Origin of the sequence: Spirosoma spitsbergense DSM 19989, from assembly GCF_000374085.1 — a bacterium.
GTDB classification, from domain to species: Bacteria; Bacteroidota; Bacteroidia; order Cytophagales; family Spirosomataceae; genus Spirosoma; species Spirosoma spitsbergense.
Genome location: NZ_KB893412.1, coordinates 1 through 16,215 on the forward strand (window position 1 = coordinate 1; position 16,215 = coordinate 16,215).

Annotated in this window: 15 protein-coding genes; 12 read left to right on the top strand and 3 right to left on the bottom strand. The window is 52.3% G+C overall.

The features are described from left to right. On the top strand, positions 1 to 516 hold a 516-nt coding region (locus B157_RS40390; RefSeq protein WP_020602263.1), incomplete at its 5' end, for an ISAs1 family transposase. 142 nt (positions 517 to 658) lie between these two features. Here the strand turns inward: B157_RS40390 and B157_RS0104915 are convergent. Further along, the gene (locus tag B157_RS0104915) at positions 659 to 1,246 is read right to left on the bottom strand and encodes a tetratricopeptide repeat protein (protein WP_020602264.1); all 588 of its coding nucleotides are present in this window, start codon (positions 1,244 to 1,246) and stop codon (positions 659 to 661) included. A gap of 285 nt (positions 1,247 to 1,531) precedes the next feature. Here B157_RS0104915 and B157_RS0104920 point away from each other — a divergent pair, with 285 nt between their 5' ends. Continuing rightward, entirely contained in the window at positions 1,532 to 1,768 is a 237-nt protein-coding gene (locus tag B157_RS0104920; RefSeq protein WP_157618310.1) for a hypothetical protein, read from the top strand. A gap of 116 nt (positions 1,769 to 1,884) precedes the next feature. Here the strand turns inward: B157_RS0104920 and B157_RS36690 are convergent, their stop codons facing one another. Together B157_RS36690 and B157_RS0104930 are read right to left on the bottom strand one after the other, a co-directional pair. After that, positions 1,885 to 4,908, bottom strand: a complete 3,024-nt coding sequence (locus tag B157_RS36690) for a ligand-binding sensor domain-containing protein (protein WP_169521667.1) — start codon at positions 4,906 to 4,908, stop codon at positions 1,885 to 1,887. Beyond that, on the bottom strand, positions 4,905 to 5,678 hold the full coding sequence (locus tag B157_RS0104930) for a LytR/AlgR family response regulator transcription factor (protein ID WP_020602267.1): 774 nt from the start codon (positions 5,676 to 5,678) through the stop codon (positions 4,905 to 4,907). Before B157_RS0104930 ends, B157_RS36690 begins: the two co-directional genes overlap by 4 nt. A gap of 261 nt (positions 5,679 to 5,939) precedes the next feature. Here B157_RS0104930 and B157_RS0104935 point away from each other — a divergent pair, with 261 nt between their 5' ends. The 10 genes from B157_RS0104935 to B157_RS0104990 all read left to right on the top strand — a co-directional run bounded on the left by B157_RS0104935 (position 5,940) and on the right by B157_RS0104990 (position 16,123). Next, positions 5,940 to 6,347, top strand: a complete 408-nt coding sequence (locus B157_RS0104935; protein ID WP_020602268.1) for a globin domain-containing protein — start codon at positions 5,940 to 5,942, stop codon at positions 6,345 to 6,347. A 276-nt stretch (positions 6,348 to 6,623) separates the two neighbouring features. After that, positions 6,624 to 7,019 (top strand): hypothetical protein, encoded by a 396-nt coding sequence (locus tag B157_RS0104945; protein ID WP_020602270.1) that lies wholly within the window; start codon positions 6,624 to 6,626, stop codon positions 7,017 to 7,019. Between the two features lie 98 nt (positions 7,020 to 7,117). Then, complete coding sequence (locus tag B157_RS0104950) at positions 7,118 to 7,978, top strand: DUF4595 domain-containing protein (RefSeq protein ID WP_020602271.1); 861 nt, start codon at positions 7,118 to 7,120, stop codon at positions 7,976 to 7,978. Positions 7,979 to 8,280: 302 nt separating this feature from the next. Further along, positions 8,281 to 11,715, top strand: coding sequence for a putative Ig domain-containing protein (locus B157_RS39275; RefSeq protein WP_020602272.1), 3,435 nt, complete (start codon positions 8,281 to 8,283; stop codon positions 11,713 to 11,715). Between the two features lie 360 nt (positions 11,716 to 12,075). Further along, on the top strand, positions 12,076 to 12,969 hold the full coding sequence (locus tag B157_RS0104965; protein ID WP_020602273.1) for a CPBP family intramembrane glutamic endopeptidase: 894 nt from the start codon (positions 12,076 to 12,078) through the stop codon (positions 12,967 to 12,969). A 46-nt stretch (positions 12,970 to 13,015) separates the two neighbouring features. Further along, positions 13,016 to 13,378, top strand: a complete 363-nt coding sequence (locus B157_RS0104970) for a hypothetical protein (RefSeq protein WP_020602274.1) — start codon at positions 13,016 to 13,018, stop codon at positions 13,376 to 13,378. A 449-nt stretch (positions 13,379 to 13,827) separates the two neighbouring features. Then, positions 13,828 to 14,232 (top strand): globin domain-containing protein, encoded by a 405-nt coding sequence (locus B157_RS0104975; RefSeq protein WP_020602275.1) that lies wholly within the window; start codon positions 13,828 to 13,830, stop codon positions 14,230 to 14,232. 472 nt (positions 14,233 to 14,704) lie between these two features. Beyond that, positions 14,705 to 15,175, top strand: coding sequence for an alpha/beta fold hydrolase (locus B157_RS39620; RefSeq protein ID WP_245565026.1), 471 nt, complete (start codon positions 14,705 to 14,707; stop codon positions 15,173 to 15,175). Between the two features lie 78 nt (positions 15,176 to 15,253). Then, a complete protein-coding gene (locus B157_RS39625; RefSeq protein ID WP_245565027.1) occupies positions 15,254 to 15,643 on the top strand; it encodes a hypothetical protein in 390 nt (129 codons plus the stop codon). 255 nt (positions 15,644 to 15,898) lie between these two features. Then, positions 15,899 to 16,123: a hypothetical protein gene (locus B157_RS0104990; RefSeq protein WP_020602279.1), complete on the top strand. Its 225-nt coding sequence runs from the start codon at positions 15,899 to 15,901 to the stop codon at positions 16,121 to 16,123. Positions 16,124 to 16,215 lie beyond the last annotated feature (92 nt).

Below are 16,215 nucleotides of genomic sequence, written 5' to 3' on the forward strand. Positions count from 1 at the left end.
AATAAAACGAATGAGATCAAAGCGATTCCTGAATGCATCCAGCCGCTGGATATTACGGGAGCAGTGGTCAGTATTGATGCGATTGGTTGCCAAAAAGACATTACTAAATTCATTGTTGAGGATAAAAAAGCCGATTATATCATTGGGTTGAAGACTAATCAGCCCCTTTTATATGAACAAGTAGCGGATTTGTTTACTCGATTGGAGTCTACTTTACCGGCTGATATAAGTCGGGATCTGGGTCATGGTCGNGCCGAAAAGCGCACGGTTTTAGTCACCGAGAATCTGGACTTAGTTGANGCAATTGGNGGCTGGGTGGGGATCAAAAGCGTAGTGTGTGTGTACTCAAGTCGGTGGTTGAAGGGGAAGGAANAACACAGTAAGCGGTTCTNTATCAGCTCTCTATCAGNCCGAAGTGCCAAACAGATGGGGGGCTATATTCGTCGTCACTGGAGTATTGAAAACGAGTTANATTGGCACCGCGCGGGCGGCCCCGTTGGACATGACTTTCGGTGAAGATGCTTGTCAAGTGCGAAAAGACCATGCTCCCCGCAACTTGACGACGATTCGCAAATTAGCGTTGGGCATCTTGCGAGGGGAACCGAGTAAGATGAGCCTCAAGCGCAAGCGCAAAAAAGCGGCCCGTGACGATGCTTATCTAAAAACGCTCTTGAGTCAACTTAACCTTTGATGCAATTACCCTGTATTTTTCCTGGTACTTGAACACGATGCCAATGTTGTTATACGTCTTGGCGACGGAGGCCAGATCGCCCGCTTTTTCGCTTGCCCGCAGGCTTTTGAAGTAGTATGATGTTGCCTGCGAAAAATCGCCTAGGCTACGTAGGTTCAGGCCGATGGTGCTATACGCCGAAGCCAGGCCACTCTGGTCGTTTAGGGTATAAAAGTAAGGCAGGGCCGTATTTGTGAACTGGATGGCCTGCTTGTACTGGCCCTGCGACCAGTAATAAACGCCCACACTGAGATAACTGCGGCCCAGACCGCGCCCATACTTGAGTTGACGGGAAAGCTGTAGGGCCTGCTCCGCGTATTGCTTCGTTTTTTTTGGATTATTGCTGAAGTACAAACTAACCGCTTTGTTGAGCAGGATTACCCGATTGGTGTCGGCACCAGTATGCCTGAGAAGGTTTTCCAGGCTATCCCGTTTGCTCTGCTGAGCTGCTACCCCGTGCGGTAGTCCGACGAGTAAACTAACGCTGATTAGCAGGGAGCGGATGATTAATTTCATAGAGGAGCCGATAGTGTTGGTAAGGTATCATCGCTGCCGGAAAATACCTGATGATACTTAGCGATCGGTAGCTGAAGCGTAGCGTCTGTTACCATTTTTCGTCCTTGCTTTTTCCATTACCTGTCAGCCACGCGACGTTATAAAATGGGTTTGAAATAGGGTGCTGGCCAAAATAACCGGTTATTGCCGTCCGCGTTACAACCGTGCTATAGAATGTTACAGGCCTGCTAACCCCCTTATCTGGCTTCCCCGTACGTTTGTTATCGTCCCTTCCCGACGATGATTATGGAAAAGCGAAACCTGTGCCGACTGGCAACCATCCTCAGTGCCCTGTTTGCCATTACCGTCAGTACCCGAATAGATATGGTTACCTGGCAGTGGCAGGACGATAAGCCAATGGGAGCCGCCTTGGGGTTACTAAGTGCCTTTTTTGCTTTTCAATGGTTCCACTATCAGAAGCAACAGAATGCGGCTTCCGGCCATCCGGGTCGGCCGGGCTGGTTGCGTCGACTGTTTAGTTAGCGGGAACGTATAACTTCATCCGTACCGATGGCGAATGCTGCCTGATGGTTTATTACCAGATCTGCCAACTATCCTTACCTGGTAGCCGTTGACGGCTCACCTGACAGGTGCTGCATTCAGAGCAGCGGCACCGCTACGATAAACTGAGTGGCCGTTTGCGTTACGCCGATTTCACGATCGCTCAGGTAACCATACAGCGATTTCAGACTGGCTAAACCCTGTTTGTTCGATGTCTCGACAAAGTCCTTTTTTTGCAGCGTGTTCATCACCAGCAGGGTGTTCACTTCCGTATAAATCCGGATATTCAGGGGATACTCTTCATCGATAATGTTGTGTTTAATGGCGTTCTCGAGCAAATTCTGGATCGTGACGGGCACGATTCGATGGTTCAGGTACGCAGCATCCACGTCGATAACAATGCTCAGATCGTCGCCGAATCGGGCGGTTTGCAGGTCGATGTAGTTCTGGGCAAACGTTAACTCATCCTGAAGACTAACTAATTCTTTGTCTTTACTCTGGAGAATGTACCGGTAAATCGCCGATAACTTTCGCAGAAACATCGAAGCTTCTTTCGGTTTTGTCGTAATCAGGCTGTTTAGCGAGGTCAGGCTGTTGAAGAGAAAATGCGGATTGAGGTGATTGATCAGGTTTTGGTACTGAATCTGAGCCTTGTCGCGTTCGAGCCGGGTTGTCTGAATCTGAAAATGATGCAACCGGGCTGTTTGCTGGGTGCGGTATCGGTAAAACCAGTATACAAGCCCCAGTAACAGAAAAAGTAGTGCGGTCCGAAACCAGCGGGTATTATAGAAAGCGGTGTCGACGTGAATGGCCAGGGTGGCTTCCCGGCTTTGGCTCTCGCCCGCCGTGGCCAGTACCCGAAAAATGTATTCCCCACCGGGCAGTTTGGTATAAACGGCGTTGGTCTGCGTACCGGACTCGTTCCAGTCGTCGTCGTAGCCATCGAGTTTGTACCGATACTGTTGGCTTACCGAAGCGGCCAGCGTACTGAACTCAATCATAAACGAGTTATCGACCGATTTTAGTTGGATGGGGATCGCCTGGCCATGCAGCAGCAGGGTGGTGTCATTCAGCCGGAGCCGGTTCAGCAGCACGGGTTCCGGCCGGTGGGCGGGGCGCAGGTTCTCGGGTTTGAACTCAACCAGATGACCTTTCTGAGCCGACAGAAGGTGGCCGTTTCGCAAGGGAAACAGGTAGGTGTTGTAGGTAGCCGAGTTCGCATTGATGGGCAGGCTGAAGTTGAGCACCTGTTTTTTGCCCGCTGTGATCACCGAAAACAGATTCAGGTTAGCCACCCAGGTGTTGCCGAAGCGGTCGGGCCGGGCGGCTGTGCATTGGCTTAGGATCATGGCTTCGTTTTCGGCCCGGACTGTATCCCGATGGCGTACCGGGTCGTACGTTACCAGACCATCCAGATCGGTTGCCATCAAAAAGGAACCGTCCCGGTCTTCGGTCAGGGAGTTCAGCGTAATTTCGTAATCGGCCTGGCGGGTGTCGGTCACGATAAATTCGTTTCGCTGGGGAGAAAACCGGGCGAAGCCTTCGGGGTAGATATCTATCCATAAGTTGCCCCGCCGGTCAACCAGCGTCTGGCGCACCAGAAACTCAGGGTCAGCACTGGCCGACCGGATTGGGTAGGTTTGCCACTGCTGCCGGGTCACATCGTAGGCAAACGCCTGTTTGCCATCGCCGAATACCCAATACTGGTTGCCAACGAGCCGAAAGGTTCGCAGATTTAGCGACCGGGCCGCCGGGGGTAATTCGATGGCCCGAAACTGATGCGTTCGCTTATTGAATCGATAAACGGCGGTGTCTGAACCGACTAACAACTCGTTTCCATACTGGTTGAGGCCCGAAATGGGTAGCCCCCATGGGTATTGGGTATTTCGTTTAGGCAGGCGATACACACCGAGCCGGTTGGTAGCCGGTACGTAGTGCAGCAACCCCCGAATGGACGTGCCCAGCCACCACGACCCGTCTGGATCTTCCACGAAGGAAATAATACCCCGTTCATCGGTCAGGGCCGGGAATAACGCTTCGAGGTCATATACATCGTATAAGGTTCTTTCCGGATTAGTGTAAGCAAGACCATTGCTTGTACCCAGCCAGATAGTTCCGTCGGGTTGTTGCCAGCCCGCCCAGATAAAATCGGACCCTAACGAAGTTGGGTCGTATTTGGCGTGTCCTAATGCCGTAACCCTGTCTGTTTGGGTGTCGATGTAAAACGATTTTCCCGCCCACGTACCTACCCACAGGTTATGCCGCCGGTCTACGAAAATAGTAGCCCCAAAAAAGTCGGTCCGATCCTGTGGGGTATCGGGTTTGATGCGCTTCAGGATTTGCTGTTTGCGCAGGTCATAAATAATAATGCTGCGGTCGGTATGGTCGGCAATCAACAGGTTATGCCCATCTATTGCCAGGGCCGACACATCGTTGGGAGTCAGCACCGGATTAGGCCGGGACGTGTTGCGGTAGGTAGTAAACTGTTTTTTGACCGTGTCGAAGTACCGCAGGCCATGCACTTCGGCCATCCAGAAGCCCGGCTGGTCCGGGTCCTCTACCAACCCATTGGGCAGGGTGCGGATGCCGCCGGTACTGTCGGTTGGGTAGGCAGGGTAGTACTGCACCAACCCGGTTTTGGTCGTATAGCCGAACAAGCCCCGGTTGCGGCTGGTGAACCAGATATTCCCCGCCCGGTCGCAACGGACGTTTTTGCAGATGCCAAGGGGTTTGTTACCAACAGTGGTGATGTGTTCAAACCGACCCGTCGTCTTATCAAAGTAACTAACTCCGTTCTCAAAAGCCGCCCAGATACGGCCCCGCTTGTCTTCGCAGAGGGCATATACCTGGTTGTTGAGTAGCGAGTGCGGGTTGTTGCGCTGGTGCCGGAACGGCACAAAATGGGTGCCATCGTAACGATTCAGTCCGTTGTTGGTGCCGACCCACAAAAAACCCTCTTTATCGTGCAGCAGGCAGTTGACTCTGCCCGACGGTTGTCCTTCCTGTTCCCGAATATGCCCGAATTCAACCCGTAATGGTCGTTCCTGGGCCGCAACAGGCCCAGCCATACTAACCAGCCATCCAATTAGCCAAAGGCTATGGGTGGAAAAGTAAGTGCTCATTTCTCCAGCCATTTTTTGAACGAAGGGGCTTTGTCACGACTAATGTCGATACTAACCTGATGATTGGGTGCTTTCAGCACGAGTTGCAGCTTCAGGTTGGCCAGCCCCTTTACGCTCTGCACGGCGTTGATGTTCACTAAACAGTGACGGCTGGCGCGATAAAACTGGTTGGGGTTAAGCATCGTCTCAATCTCGTCCAGCGTATCGTAGTCCAGAATGTACCGCTCGCTACTGTTGGTGACCATAAAGTTCAGTTCGTCGCGCATGATATAGGCCACATCCGCTATCTTCACCGGCACCCAGCTATTGCGGGCGTTACCCAAAAAGTGCTCTTTGTAGACTGACTTGAGCGAGGCCGGGGTGCTCAGGGCGTCCATCAGTTTCTGTACATCGACAACCAGTTTGCTTTGGTTTTTGGCTAGTGCGCGGGCTTTGGCAACGGCCTGCCGAAGTTCGTCGTGGTCAACGGGTTTTAGCAGGTAGTCGATACCATTTACTTTAAAGGCCCGGATGGCGTGTTCGTTGTAGGCCGTGGTGAAAATGACGGGACACGATATGGAAAACTTCTCGAAGATGGTAAAGCTGATACCGTCGGAAAGCTGAATGTCGGCAAAAATTACGTCCGGCTCGGCGTTTTCTGCAAACCACCGCAGGGCCGTTTTCACGCTGCTGACTGTACCGACAATCTTGATGCCCGGATCGACCTCCGCCAGACTGGCCGTCAGTTCAAGGGCCACTAATTTTTCGTCTTCAATAATAAGCGCATTCATGGCAGATTGGGTTGATCGGAGAATTTACGCTAAAACTCTTAGTTTCAGACAGCAATCGCAAGTTTCCGGCCATGAACCGTCGTGATCCCGGTTTCAGTGACGCAAAAGTAGAAACGAACCGTTTGGCGTGCGGTCGGACACCGAATGATGCTTACTTTCGTACGATTGAGTGCTCAATACTGACGACTCATGGTATAAAAGTTGGTAGCCGGGGCCTTTATTCGGTCATTTATGGGGTAATGAAGCCTACCGCGCGTTTTTATGATGACGAACCAACAAATCCAACTCGTGAAGCAGACCTGGAAACTGCTCCGCGAGGTTGACCCGGCGGTGCTGGGTGATGTTTTTTACGGACGATTATTTTTTAAATACCCGATGCTGCGTCCCATGTTTAAAGGACCCATGGCGAGCCAGTACCAGAAGTTCATCGACATGCTGAGCATCATTGTGGCGCGCATAGATCGGCCTGATTCCATAGCGCAGGAGCTTAGTGCCATGACCCGGAGCCACGCCGGGTATGGCGTGCAGCCTCACCACTACGAGGATGTTAAAGATGCCCTGCTCTGGACCCTGCAACAGGGACTGGGGGCCGACTGGAACGCCGATGTGCAACAGGCCTGGATTACCTGTTATGATGCGCTCACCCACGCTATGCTACAGGAAGAATAAAGGCCGACTGAGTCAATTCGGTTAGCTGAAGCCCTTCGCCGTTTGTGCGGGGGCTTTTTTGTTGCCCCGTTATTCGGGGAACCTAATCCTGTAAACGGCTCATCACCATTCGACTACGATTCAACGCACGGATTACCGCCACTGGGGGCGAAACTTTTGATGCCCCCCCGCACAGCCCCCACCTTTACAGCACAATACAGCAGGGAACGCCGAAAACCTGAAAACGAGTAGGCAAAAAAACGATCAGTAAACAACATTTTTAACACCATCAAAATCATGTTACACAACGCATTCACCAAAGTCCTGATTGCAGGCGTATTAATACTGACGGGCTCGACGGCCTTCGCCCAAACCACGGAAACGCCCGCTGCGCTCGTCGTCGGCGTTTACCCAACGAAGCAAGTCAATAAAATCTGCCTGACCGTTGAAAAACAACCGAATGCGCTCGTCTTCGTACAATTGATAGGACCAACGGGCGACGAGCTCTATCACGACCACTTACCCAAAAAGGGTGACCGGTTCAGTCAGGTTTTTGACATGAACCAACTGAAAGACGGCCTGTACACACTACGCATCAAACAGGGGAAAGACGTCATCGTTAAGTCGATTCAATTGCAGACTTCGGCTCCTGCCCCGGCCACCCAGGAACGGTTTCTGACGGTAGGTAACTAAACCCGCTGATGCCCGGAGTTAGTCCAGGCAGCCCAGAAATCGACACTATACGACTGTTTAATCAAGTCAATTTAAACCAAAAAACGAATACAGTACCCATGAATACCTTGTTGCAAAAAACCATTACCGGCCTTGGCCTGGCCCTGTCTTTAGGGTTGACTTCCTGCGAGAAAGACAATTCACTCAATCCAAACCCGGTGGGCAGTGCCCGATCGGGAGCCGGGGACGAGGTCATCTCGCCAAACTTTCCTCAAGTGCACAAACTCACCAAACACGGCAATGCTACCCTATCGTACAACGATAATGGCCAACTCCTGAACGTGATGACCCCCGTCCGAGGCAGTCTGGCTATTCAGACCGATTACACCTACGGCCCCGGTACGATCAGAGCGTTTACTCATCAGGGAAAGACCATCCTGCGTGATGAAACGTTTACGCTGGATGCCAGCGGCCGCTGCACCGAATCTGCCGAAGCGATTACGGTTGTTAACAACAACGTCCCGCTCCATTACTTGAGGCAGTGGGTATTTGCCTACAATGAGAAGGGTCAGCTGTGGCATTACCAGAATAAAAACAGTTGTGTTGGTGGATTCGGGTACTCTTATAACGCTGACGGCGACATGATCTCGGCGACGGAAACGACGGGGATATCGAGTAGTTTTGAAACAACATTCAACTACAGTCCGGCATCGGGCGACCCGATCATGAGCGATAAGTATCCGCTGAACGTGATAGGCGTGAATGAACACGACGCCTACCTGCGGATTTTTGGCAAGCCGGGTAAGCATCTGGTTACGCTCGTAACCCGGCAGGCTTCACTCGATGGCGACTACTACGCCTACCAGCTGGACGCGGATGGCTACGTGACCCAACGAAAACAATACAAACTAATTGGTGCCGCCCTGGTCGATACCAAGTCGTATGAGTACGTGACAGCCAATATGGGACTGCCCTTCTGAACGGCCCGCCACAGAAACCTGGGGCGTATTACCCACTGCATTTACCCCCGTCGTTCTGCGCCGGGGGCTTTTTTACGAGGCTATCCAGTAGATCGTTACGAGCTTTTAGTCGGGAGTTACTTCTAAAACGATTCGTTACCGCCCACTCGCAACTCAGTGACCCAATTCGTACCACTCAACCTGAATTTTTTGCCAGGCAGGGCCTGACCAAGCCAATTTTATGCTCGTAAACGTTCCGGCTAGCTCAGTCATTGCCAACTCGTCACTACCAATCACAACTTAACAATCAACCGCTCCTGCACATGAACAAGCGAAATCTATGTAGAACTGCTACTGTACTTTGTGGCCTGCTGGCCCTTATTATCTACACCCGGCCCGAAACAGGTATCGGGCACTGGCCCACCGACAAACTGATGGGTGCCTCGCTGGGACTGTTGAGTGCCATTTTCGGCACTCAGTGGATTGAATACCAGAAGCGGCAGGATACGGCTTCGAGCCAACCCGGCACACCGGGCTGGGTGCGCCGGTTGCTCTTCAGCGGCCTGTTGTTACTGACAATGACGGGTGCCAGTGCCCAGACCACCTGGACAGCCCGGCCCCAAACGGGCGATAAGCAATTGTCCGACGTGGCCTACGGGGCTGGCACCTACGTGGCCGTTGGTGGCGATGATGGATTGATCCGAATTTCAACCGATGGCATCACCTGGACTAATCAGGTGGCCGGTACAAATTCAGCCAATGGCTTATCCGCCATTATATACGCTACGGGCAAATTTGTAGCGGTAGGCAACAACGGCCGTACGCTCACCTCGACGGACGGCCTGACCTGGACTACTCAAGTGTCCGGCACAAGCACGGTCTTACAGGGCATTACCTACGGGGGCGGTCAGTTTGTAGCGGTCGGCTTTGGTGGTGTTATCCTCACTTCACCTGATGGCATCACCTGGACAGCCCGCACGGCAGACCAAGCAGGAAACGTTACACTTCAATTTCAGGATGTAACCTACGGGGGCGGTCAGTTTGCGGTCGTAGGCAGTCAGGGTGTTATTCAAACCTCACCCAATGGCGTAACCTGGACAACTAGGGCCTCGGGTACAACCGCTGGCCTGTATGGCATTACGGCAGGTGGTAACGGAAACTTTGTCGCCGTTGGTACGAACAGTACGCTTGTTACGTCTCCCGATGGCGTGACGTGGACACCACAAATCGTGGCTGGGCCGTCCACCTTCTTGACTAGTGTGGCTTACAACTCAACAACGGGCCAGTTTGTAGCCGTTGCCACGACGGGTACCCGGCTGCTTACCTCGCTGGACGGCCTGACCTGGACCGCGCACCCTTCTGGTACATACGCCCAACTGAAGGCGGTTCGCTACCTTAATGGTCAGTATATCACCGTAGGCGATTACGGAACAATACGCTCCTCAACGGACGGGATTACCTGGAAGCCGCTGACGATTGTTTCCGGCATTAACTTTAAGGGGGCAGCTTACGGCAACGGCCATTACGTTGCGGTAGGTAGTTATCTGAAAGACCCGGCTAATCCCCCGGCCACGGCCAACGTTGCCGTTACGTCGGATGATGGCATAAATTATGAATTCGGTATTACGCATCCTGTCAACGGTGCCGGAGACAGCTTCAATGACGTTGCCTTTGGAAACGGGTTGTTTGCCGCCGTTGGTGGAGAAGCACTTGTCAAAACGTCTGTAGATGGCAAATCGTGGCACATGCGGTATTCTAACCTGGGGCAATCGCTCAATGGTATTGCTTACGGTGGGGGGCGGTTTGTGGCCATCGGCACCAACGGACTTGTTGTCCGGTCAACTGACGGGATTGCCTGGACGGTAAGTTCCAGCGGCCCGACTGTCTCTTACTATGGCATCACCTATGCCAACGGGCAGTTCGTGGCGGTCGGTTTTAACGGAGCCATCGGCACCTCACCAGACGGGGCGGTCTGGACCTCCCGCACCTCGGGTACTGCCACTGTACTGACCAGCGTAGCCTATGGAAACGGCGTGTATACAGCAGTAGGCGTTAGTGGTCTGATAACTCGATCTGTGGATGGCATCACCTGGGCGGCTGCTTCATCGTTACCGGCTATTGTTTATGATATTACGTTTGGAAACGGCCAGTTTGTGGCGGTGGTGCAGGGTAGTGCAATTTTTACTTCACCCGACGGTCTCGTCTGGACGTCCCGTGTGTCCAATGTCTCCAGCGGACTGTATGGCGTGACTCATGGCAACGGCCTGTTCGTCGCCGTTGGCGTTGACGCCACGTTTACTACCTCACCCGATGACGGGGCGGTGCCGCCCGCCAATCAGCCACCCGTGGCACCGGTCATTGCAAATCAAAGCGGCACGGTAGGGCAGGCGTTTTCCCAAACCCTTCCGCCTTTCACCGACCCCGAAGGTCTGATACTTACTTACAGTGTGGCGGGTTTACCGGCTGGTCTGAACTTTACCGCCCCGTCCACCGTCAGCGGTACGCCCACCACCCAGGACGTCTCAACCGTCACGGTGACGGCTACCGATCCGGGCAATCTAAGCACCAACGCTACATATACGATCACTATCAACCCAGCCGGGGGGCCACCACCGGTTGATCCAGGCACCTTCGCCATCACTGGCGTCACGCTGATAAGCTGTAACCTCATCTCGCCTACCCAGCGTCAGCTTGTTTTCAGTCCGCAGTACGCTGGATTGAATGGGCAACCCATCAGTTTCTCGGTGCTCAATGAGATGCTGCCCACTCTGAATGCAGGACCATATACGCTGAGCATGTATATCGACAATCCCAGCATTACCCTGAAAGCCACCCAGAACGGCACGGCGGGCGAGGCTTCATTTGTCTATGGCTGGTTAGCCGCCTGTTCGGGAAACAATCCCCCGCCCGGTAATCAGCCGCCCGTTGCGCCGGTCATTCCCGATGCCAGCGTCACGGTCGGTCAGGTCTACTCACAAACTATTCCGCCCTTCACCGACCCCGAAGGCCTGCCCCTGACGTACAGTATCATGGGTTTACCCCCCGGTATGCTCGTCATCGGCGGAGGCAATATCAGCGGTCCACCCACCACTGCGGGTATTTATATGATTACCGTGACGGCTACTGATCCGGGTGGGTTGAGTGCCAGTGCCACTTATACCCTGACCATAAATCCGGCCGGGAGCAATCCGGGAGCGTTTGCCATCACGGGCGTAACGTTGGTGAGTTGTCAGGCGATATCGGCTACCCAGCGTCAGTTGGTCTTTACCCCCCAGTATACGGGCACTACCGGCCAACCCATCAGCTTCTCGGTGGCCAACGAAATGCTGCCCACCACCAATCCGGGGCCATACACCCTGAATATATACACCGACAACCCCACCATCACGCTCAAAGCCGTACAGAGCGGTACGGTGGGCGAAGCCTCCTTCTCCTACAACTGGTCATCAGCCTGTAGTGGCAGCATGGGGGCCCGAATTGGGACCAGTACCTCAGTGGAGCGCTTGCTGGACGTACGACTACTGGGCAATCCGGTGGAGAACGGAGCGCTATCGGTCGAGGTGCGGGGCGCGGGTGGTCAGCCGGTGCAGCTATGCCTGACCGATCTACGGGGGCAGGTCGTTGGTTCGTATCAGGTGTCACAGGCGGACTCCGTTGAGCAACACACGTTTGAGATCGGCCATCAGTCGGCGGGGCTGTACCTGCTACGAGTGAGTACGCCCATCCAGATGCGGACGGTAAAGGTGCTCAAGCGATAGTTGAGGTACGTTATCCACGCGCGCCCAGAAAGTCCCTCCGTCGTTCGCGCCGGGGGACTTTCTGGATGTATTGTCTATCAAATGGTTGCGAACGGAATGGTTTCTAACCGTACTAAAAACACTTCATAGTCAACTACCTACGACTTATTGGTCGGAATGCTCCACTCGCACTGAAATTTTTGCCGGTCGGCCTTGCCGCCCCCACCTTTGGCCTGTCAAACAATACAGAGAAACACAAATCGCCAGTTCAACATTTTACCGGCCTATTCCTTTCAAAACCAGCCACTTCCATGATGATACCTGACCGGTTTACCTGCTCTACCAAGTAGGCCACTACCATTACACGTAAAAAACTATACCATGGAAATTAAAGACCGTAGCTACCGAATCCTGCACTTTCCCCTGTCACAAATTCTGCTTGGCATTATCATTTGCTGTGGAATCGTAGCCATTGGACAGGTAAGCGTTATCCAACTGCTCAAGTTAACGGCTCTTGACAAAGACGCTAAAACTCTGATCAACGGTATTGTTGCCGCCCTGTTAATCGTTGGCAGCTACGTACTATGGTTCAGGTTTTACGAAAAAAGAGCCATCTCCGAACTGTCGTTAACCGGAATGAGCGGGTGGTTAATTGCCGGAGTTGCGTTAGGAGTGGTTTTGCAATCCCTGACGATTGGGGTAATCTACCTGGCCGGAGGCTTTCGGGTCATTGCCGTTAATTCTCTTCTATTCGCAATTCCCTCCCTGGCGGGCGCTTTTGTCGCGGCCGTTTTTGAAGAAATTATCGTTCGCGGAATCATATTCCGCCTTCTGGAGAAAAGATGGGGGAGTTACGTGGCTCTGCTCCTTTCGGCATTAATATTCGGTGCTATGCATCTGGCCAATCCGAATAGCTCCCTGATTGCTGCGCTGGGGCTTGCCATACAAGCCGGGCTCCTGCTGGGTTCTGCCTACATCTACTCCCGAAGTTTATGGTTCCCTATTGCTATTCACTTTGCCTGGAACTTCACTGAAACCGGAATTTTCGGGGCAAGTGTGTCGGGAAATGCAGTGGGCAAGGCTTTATTAACGACAAAGATTGACGGGGCCGACTGGCTTACCGGTGGAAAATTCGGACCGGAGGGGTCCATCCAGGCAACACTGTTTTGTTTGGCAGCCACGGTTGTTCTGCTGCTGCTGAGTTACCGGCAAAACAAACTGATACCGGCTGCCACCCGCTCTAACCTGTTTTACGGCGATAAGAAGGACCAATAATGACAAAAAACTAAGCAATTCACTCACCCGTTAACGCATAGATACCATGATGATTTTGGTAGCCGGGCCCTATCGCTCCGGCACTAACGACGACCCGGCTCTGATGGCCAAAAACCTCCATCGGCTCGAAGCCGTAACTTTATCCCTGTTTCGGGCGGGCCACCTGCCCATGATCGGCGAATGGGTCGCCCTCCCGCTCTGGCACCTGGCGGGTGGCAAAACACCCGGCGACGCAGCGTGGCAGGAAATTTTGTATCCTGTCGCGCACCATCTGCTGGACCGGTGCGATGCCATACTACGGCTCCCCGGCGAGTCTAAGGGGGCCGACGAAGACGTTCGGCTGGCTACCGAACGCGGCCTGCCGGTGTACAATCGGCTGGATGATGTACCGGGGGTATCCCGAATCTAAAAACCGGTGCCGAAGACATTCGCAGCAACCACACGCTTATGGCTAACGAAAAACAATCCTCGCTGAATGGTCCGTCAACGACCTCGAAGATGGTTCATCCTTGACTGTCACAGTCCTTAGCTGCCCTGAACCGAGATCAGTCGCTACCTGGCTTTTAGGTTCTTTAGATTGGGCAAAACCGTCAACGTCGAGTCAAACGCGGTGGCGCGCTGAGCCTATCCGTCTATACATATTGGTCGTAGTCTCGCCTATAGGTTTGATGAGTTTCCGGGCCTTGCCGGTAGCTCGCTTCAGTTAGCGTAGGTTAAACTGGCGTTTATCAATCTGACTGGTGGGAAAACGATTGACACCTTAAAAAGTACGGCTCATGTGGGAAAATAGGTTTCATAACCCGTTCCCTGTTCCTTTATCTGCCTGCCAGCGTTATACAGCTTATGGTACCTGTTCCGATGACCAAGCAACAAATTCAACTCGTCAAACAGACCTGGATATTCCTGCGGGAGATAGACCCGGCCATTCTGGGTGATGTTTTTTACGGGCAATTATTTATCAAGTACCCATCGCTGCGGTCGATGTTTAAAGGCCCCATGGAAAGACAGTACCAAAAGTTTGTGGACATGCTCAGCATTATTGTCGCCCGCCTTGACCAGCCCGATACAGTTGCGCAGGAAATGGGTCAGCTAACCCAAAGCCACGTAGGGGACGGCGTAAAACCCGAGCATTATGGACCCGTTAAAGAGGCCCTTTTGTGGACGCTGGAGCGGGGTCTGGGCAATGACTGGAACGACGATGTAAAGCGGGCCTGGAAAGCCTGCTATGATGCAATCACTCCGTCGATGCTGGAGCTGGGTTAGAGCTACCGGCTTCCGATCGTTGGAGGTAATAAAACGGTTCAGGCGTGATTTCGGTTAGTTCGACTACCTGAGTAAACGACTCGTCAAGAAGGAATGGGTGGATTAAAACGAACCCGCCACCTTTGAGCCATCAACCAAAAACAACACAAATAAAATGAAGACGGATCTCTTAAAAATCAACCGCCCGCCCCGGCCTCGCATCATTGAAGTGGGTGGTCCTCTGGTCGGCACCCGTGGCCGCACCATCTACCGGATGCGTGCTCGCTAAGCCAGCCGCCCCGCTGCCAAAAGCCCTCCGCCGTCTGCGTCGGGGGCTTTTGGCGTAGTAGGATGTCGGATTTTGTGAATACGCACTCAACAACACGGACCTAATAACAGTCCGTAGCTGATTCCGTACGATCCAATTACCGGATTGCAACCACTCGACCAGAAACTTTTGATAAGCAAGGGGTACCCTGCCCGGTACCTGACAATGAAAAATGAATTGACTATGCAACTGAAGAAAAAATCCGGCTTTAGGGATCAGCAGAAAGCAGTCAAGTGGTTTCAGCAATGGGTTTCTCAATTGGAGAGCCTAAATGGAAAGCAGTACGAGCGGATCGAGCTAGAGACCTTCTTAGGTAAAACGTGGGTATGGGGATTAAATAACAGTGCGGCCACGGCGGAGACGATTGTGATTTTTCCGGGTGCACGAACCAGTAGTTTATTTTGGGATTTTGACAACGGACCTGCTGCACTTCAAGAAAAATACCGGTTGTTTCTGGTTGAAACCAATGGCCTGCCTAACCTGAGCGATAGCAATACGCCCGACATTCGTTCACTAAGCTATGGCGACTGGGCGGTAGATGTTCTTGACCAGTTAACGGTAGAAAAAGCCTACGTTGCCGGTGCTTCATTTGGAGGGCTGGTTTGCATGAAACTGTGTATGGTAGCCCCGTTATGAGTAAAAGCCGCTTTTCTATTGAATCCGGGTTGTTTACAGCCGTTTTCGTTGTCGGCGAAAAACCTTTACTATAACCTGTTGCCAATCCTATTTCCAAGTAGAAAGAATGTCCTGAAATTTTTAGATAAGGCCATCTTACGGAAACCAAATCACGACTTACCGGTAAATTATAAAGAGCTTTTAATTGACTACGAGCTGTTTGCCTTAACGCAGTACAACGATCATACGCAAAAGCCGTATTACATGAAGGGCGAGTTGGAAACCATTGACACGACTGTATTCTTACTTGTAGGCGAGCATGATTTATTGTTTCCATTTGAAAAATCAATAGTGAATGCGCAGCGTGAATTGCCCTCGTTACGGGAATTTAGCACCTTGCCGAATGTCGGGCACGGCATTGAAACGTATCAGGAGGCTATTCAGTTAATGAAAACAAGAATTGAACGTCTCCCTATTGCCGAATTGTAGTTCTGCAAAATAAACGCAGGTAGGTCTGTTCGTCACCGGCCTGCTTAGCCTTAGTAGGCATCCATGAGAGGCCAGTCCGTAACCGCTCCATCGTAAGCAAGTCTGTATTGCCTGACTTCGTCTACTACGTGAGGATTAGGCAACTGTATTTAGAATCAGCCGTAATCGAAAAAGACGTTAAGGCGAGACTCTGTTTAGCTTACCGAATGAACAGGAGTTTTTCAACCGAACCGTATCATTGCTTAAAATTGATTCATGATGAGCTCATTCCGTGATCGAAGGCTGTTTCTGTTGTTGATTCCCTGCATCAACACGATCAATTACTACCTGACTTATAGCCACATACCGTCAGGCTGGCGGCTCCCGGTTACGTTTCTGATCGATACGCTTCAGGGGTATGCAGCCTGGTGGATGATTCGTCTGCTTATTTATTATCTGAAGTTACGCAAAGTGGTTAAGTGGACAAATTATCTTTGGTAATGCAAACGAACCTTGATTTATATACAGACTATCTGCTCAGTTCATTCGGCCAAACTTCAGCTACCAACATGGCCCGCCTGATGGATGACCAG

Bases quoted from the DNA above. Each gene is read 5' to 3' on its own strand.
- B157_RS0104915 (WP_020602264.1), bottom strand. From the start codon at position 1,246: ATGAAATTAATCATCCGCTCCCTGCTAATCAGCGTTAGTTTACTCGTC.
- B157_RS0104920 (WP_157618310.1), top strand. From the start codon at position 1,532: ATGGAAAAGCGAAACCTGTGCCGACTGGCAACCATCCTCAGTGCCCTG.
- B157_RS36690 (WP_169521667.1), bottom strand. From the start codon at position 4,908: ATGAGCACTTACTTTTCCACCCATAGCCTTTGGCTAATTGGATGGCTG.
- B157_RS0104930 (WP_020602267.1), bottom strand. From the start codon at position 5,678: ATGAATGCGCTTATTATTGAAGACGAAAAATTAGTGGCCCTTGAACTG.
- B157_RS0104935 (WP_020602268.1), top strand. From the start codon at position 5,940: ATGATGACGAACCAACAAATCCAACTCGTGAAGCAGACCTGGAAACTG.
- B157_RS0104945 (WP_020602270.1), top strand. From the start codon at position 6,624: ATGTTACACAACGCATTCACCAAAGTCCTGATTGCAGGCGTATTAATA.
- B157_RS0104950 (WP_020602271.1), top strand. From the start codon at position 7,118: ATGAATACCTTGTTGCAAAAAACCATTACCGGCCTTGGCCTGGCCCTG.
- B157_RS39275 (WP_020602272.1), top strand. From the start codon at position 8,281: ATGAACAAGCGAAATCTATGTAGAACTGCTACTGTACTTTGTGGCCTG.
- B157_RS0104965 (WP_020602273.1), top strand. From the start codon at position 12,076: ATGGAAATTAAAGACCGTAGCTACCGAATCCTGCACTTTCCCCTGTCA.
- B157_RS0104970 (WP_020602274.1), top strand. From the start codon at position 13,016: ATGATGATTTTGGTAGCCGGGCCCTATCGCTCCGGCACTAACGACGAC.
- B157_RS0104975 (WP_020602275.1), top strand. From the start codon at position 13,828: ATGACCAAGCAACAAATTCAACTCGTCAAACAGACCTGGATATTCCTG.
- B157_RS39620 (WP_245565026.1), top strand. From the start codon at position 14,705: ATGAAAAATGAATTGACTATGCAACTGAAGAAAAAATCCGGCTTTAGG.
- B157_RS0104990 (WP_020602279.1), top strand. From the start codon at position 15,899: ATGATGAGCTCATTCCGTGATCGAAGGCTGTTTCTGTTGTTGATTCCC.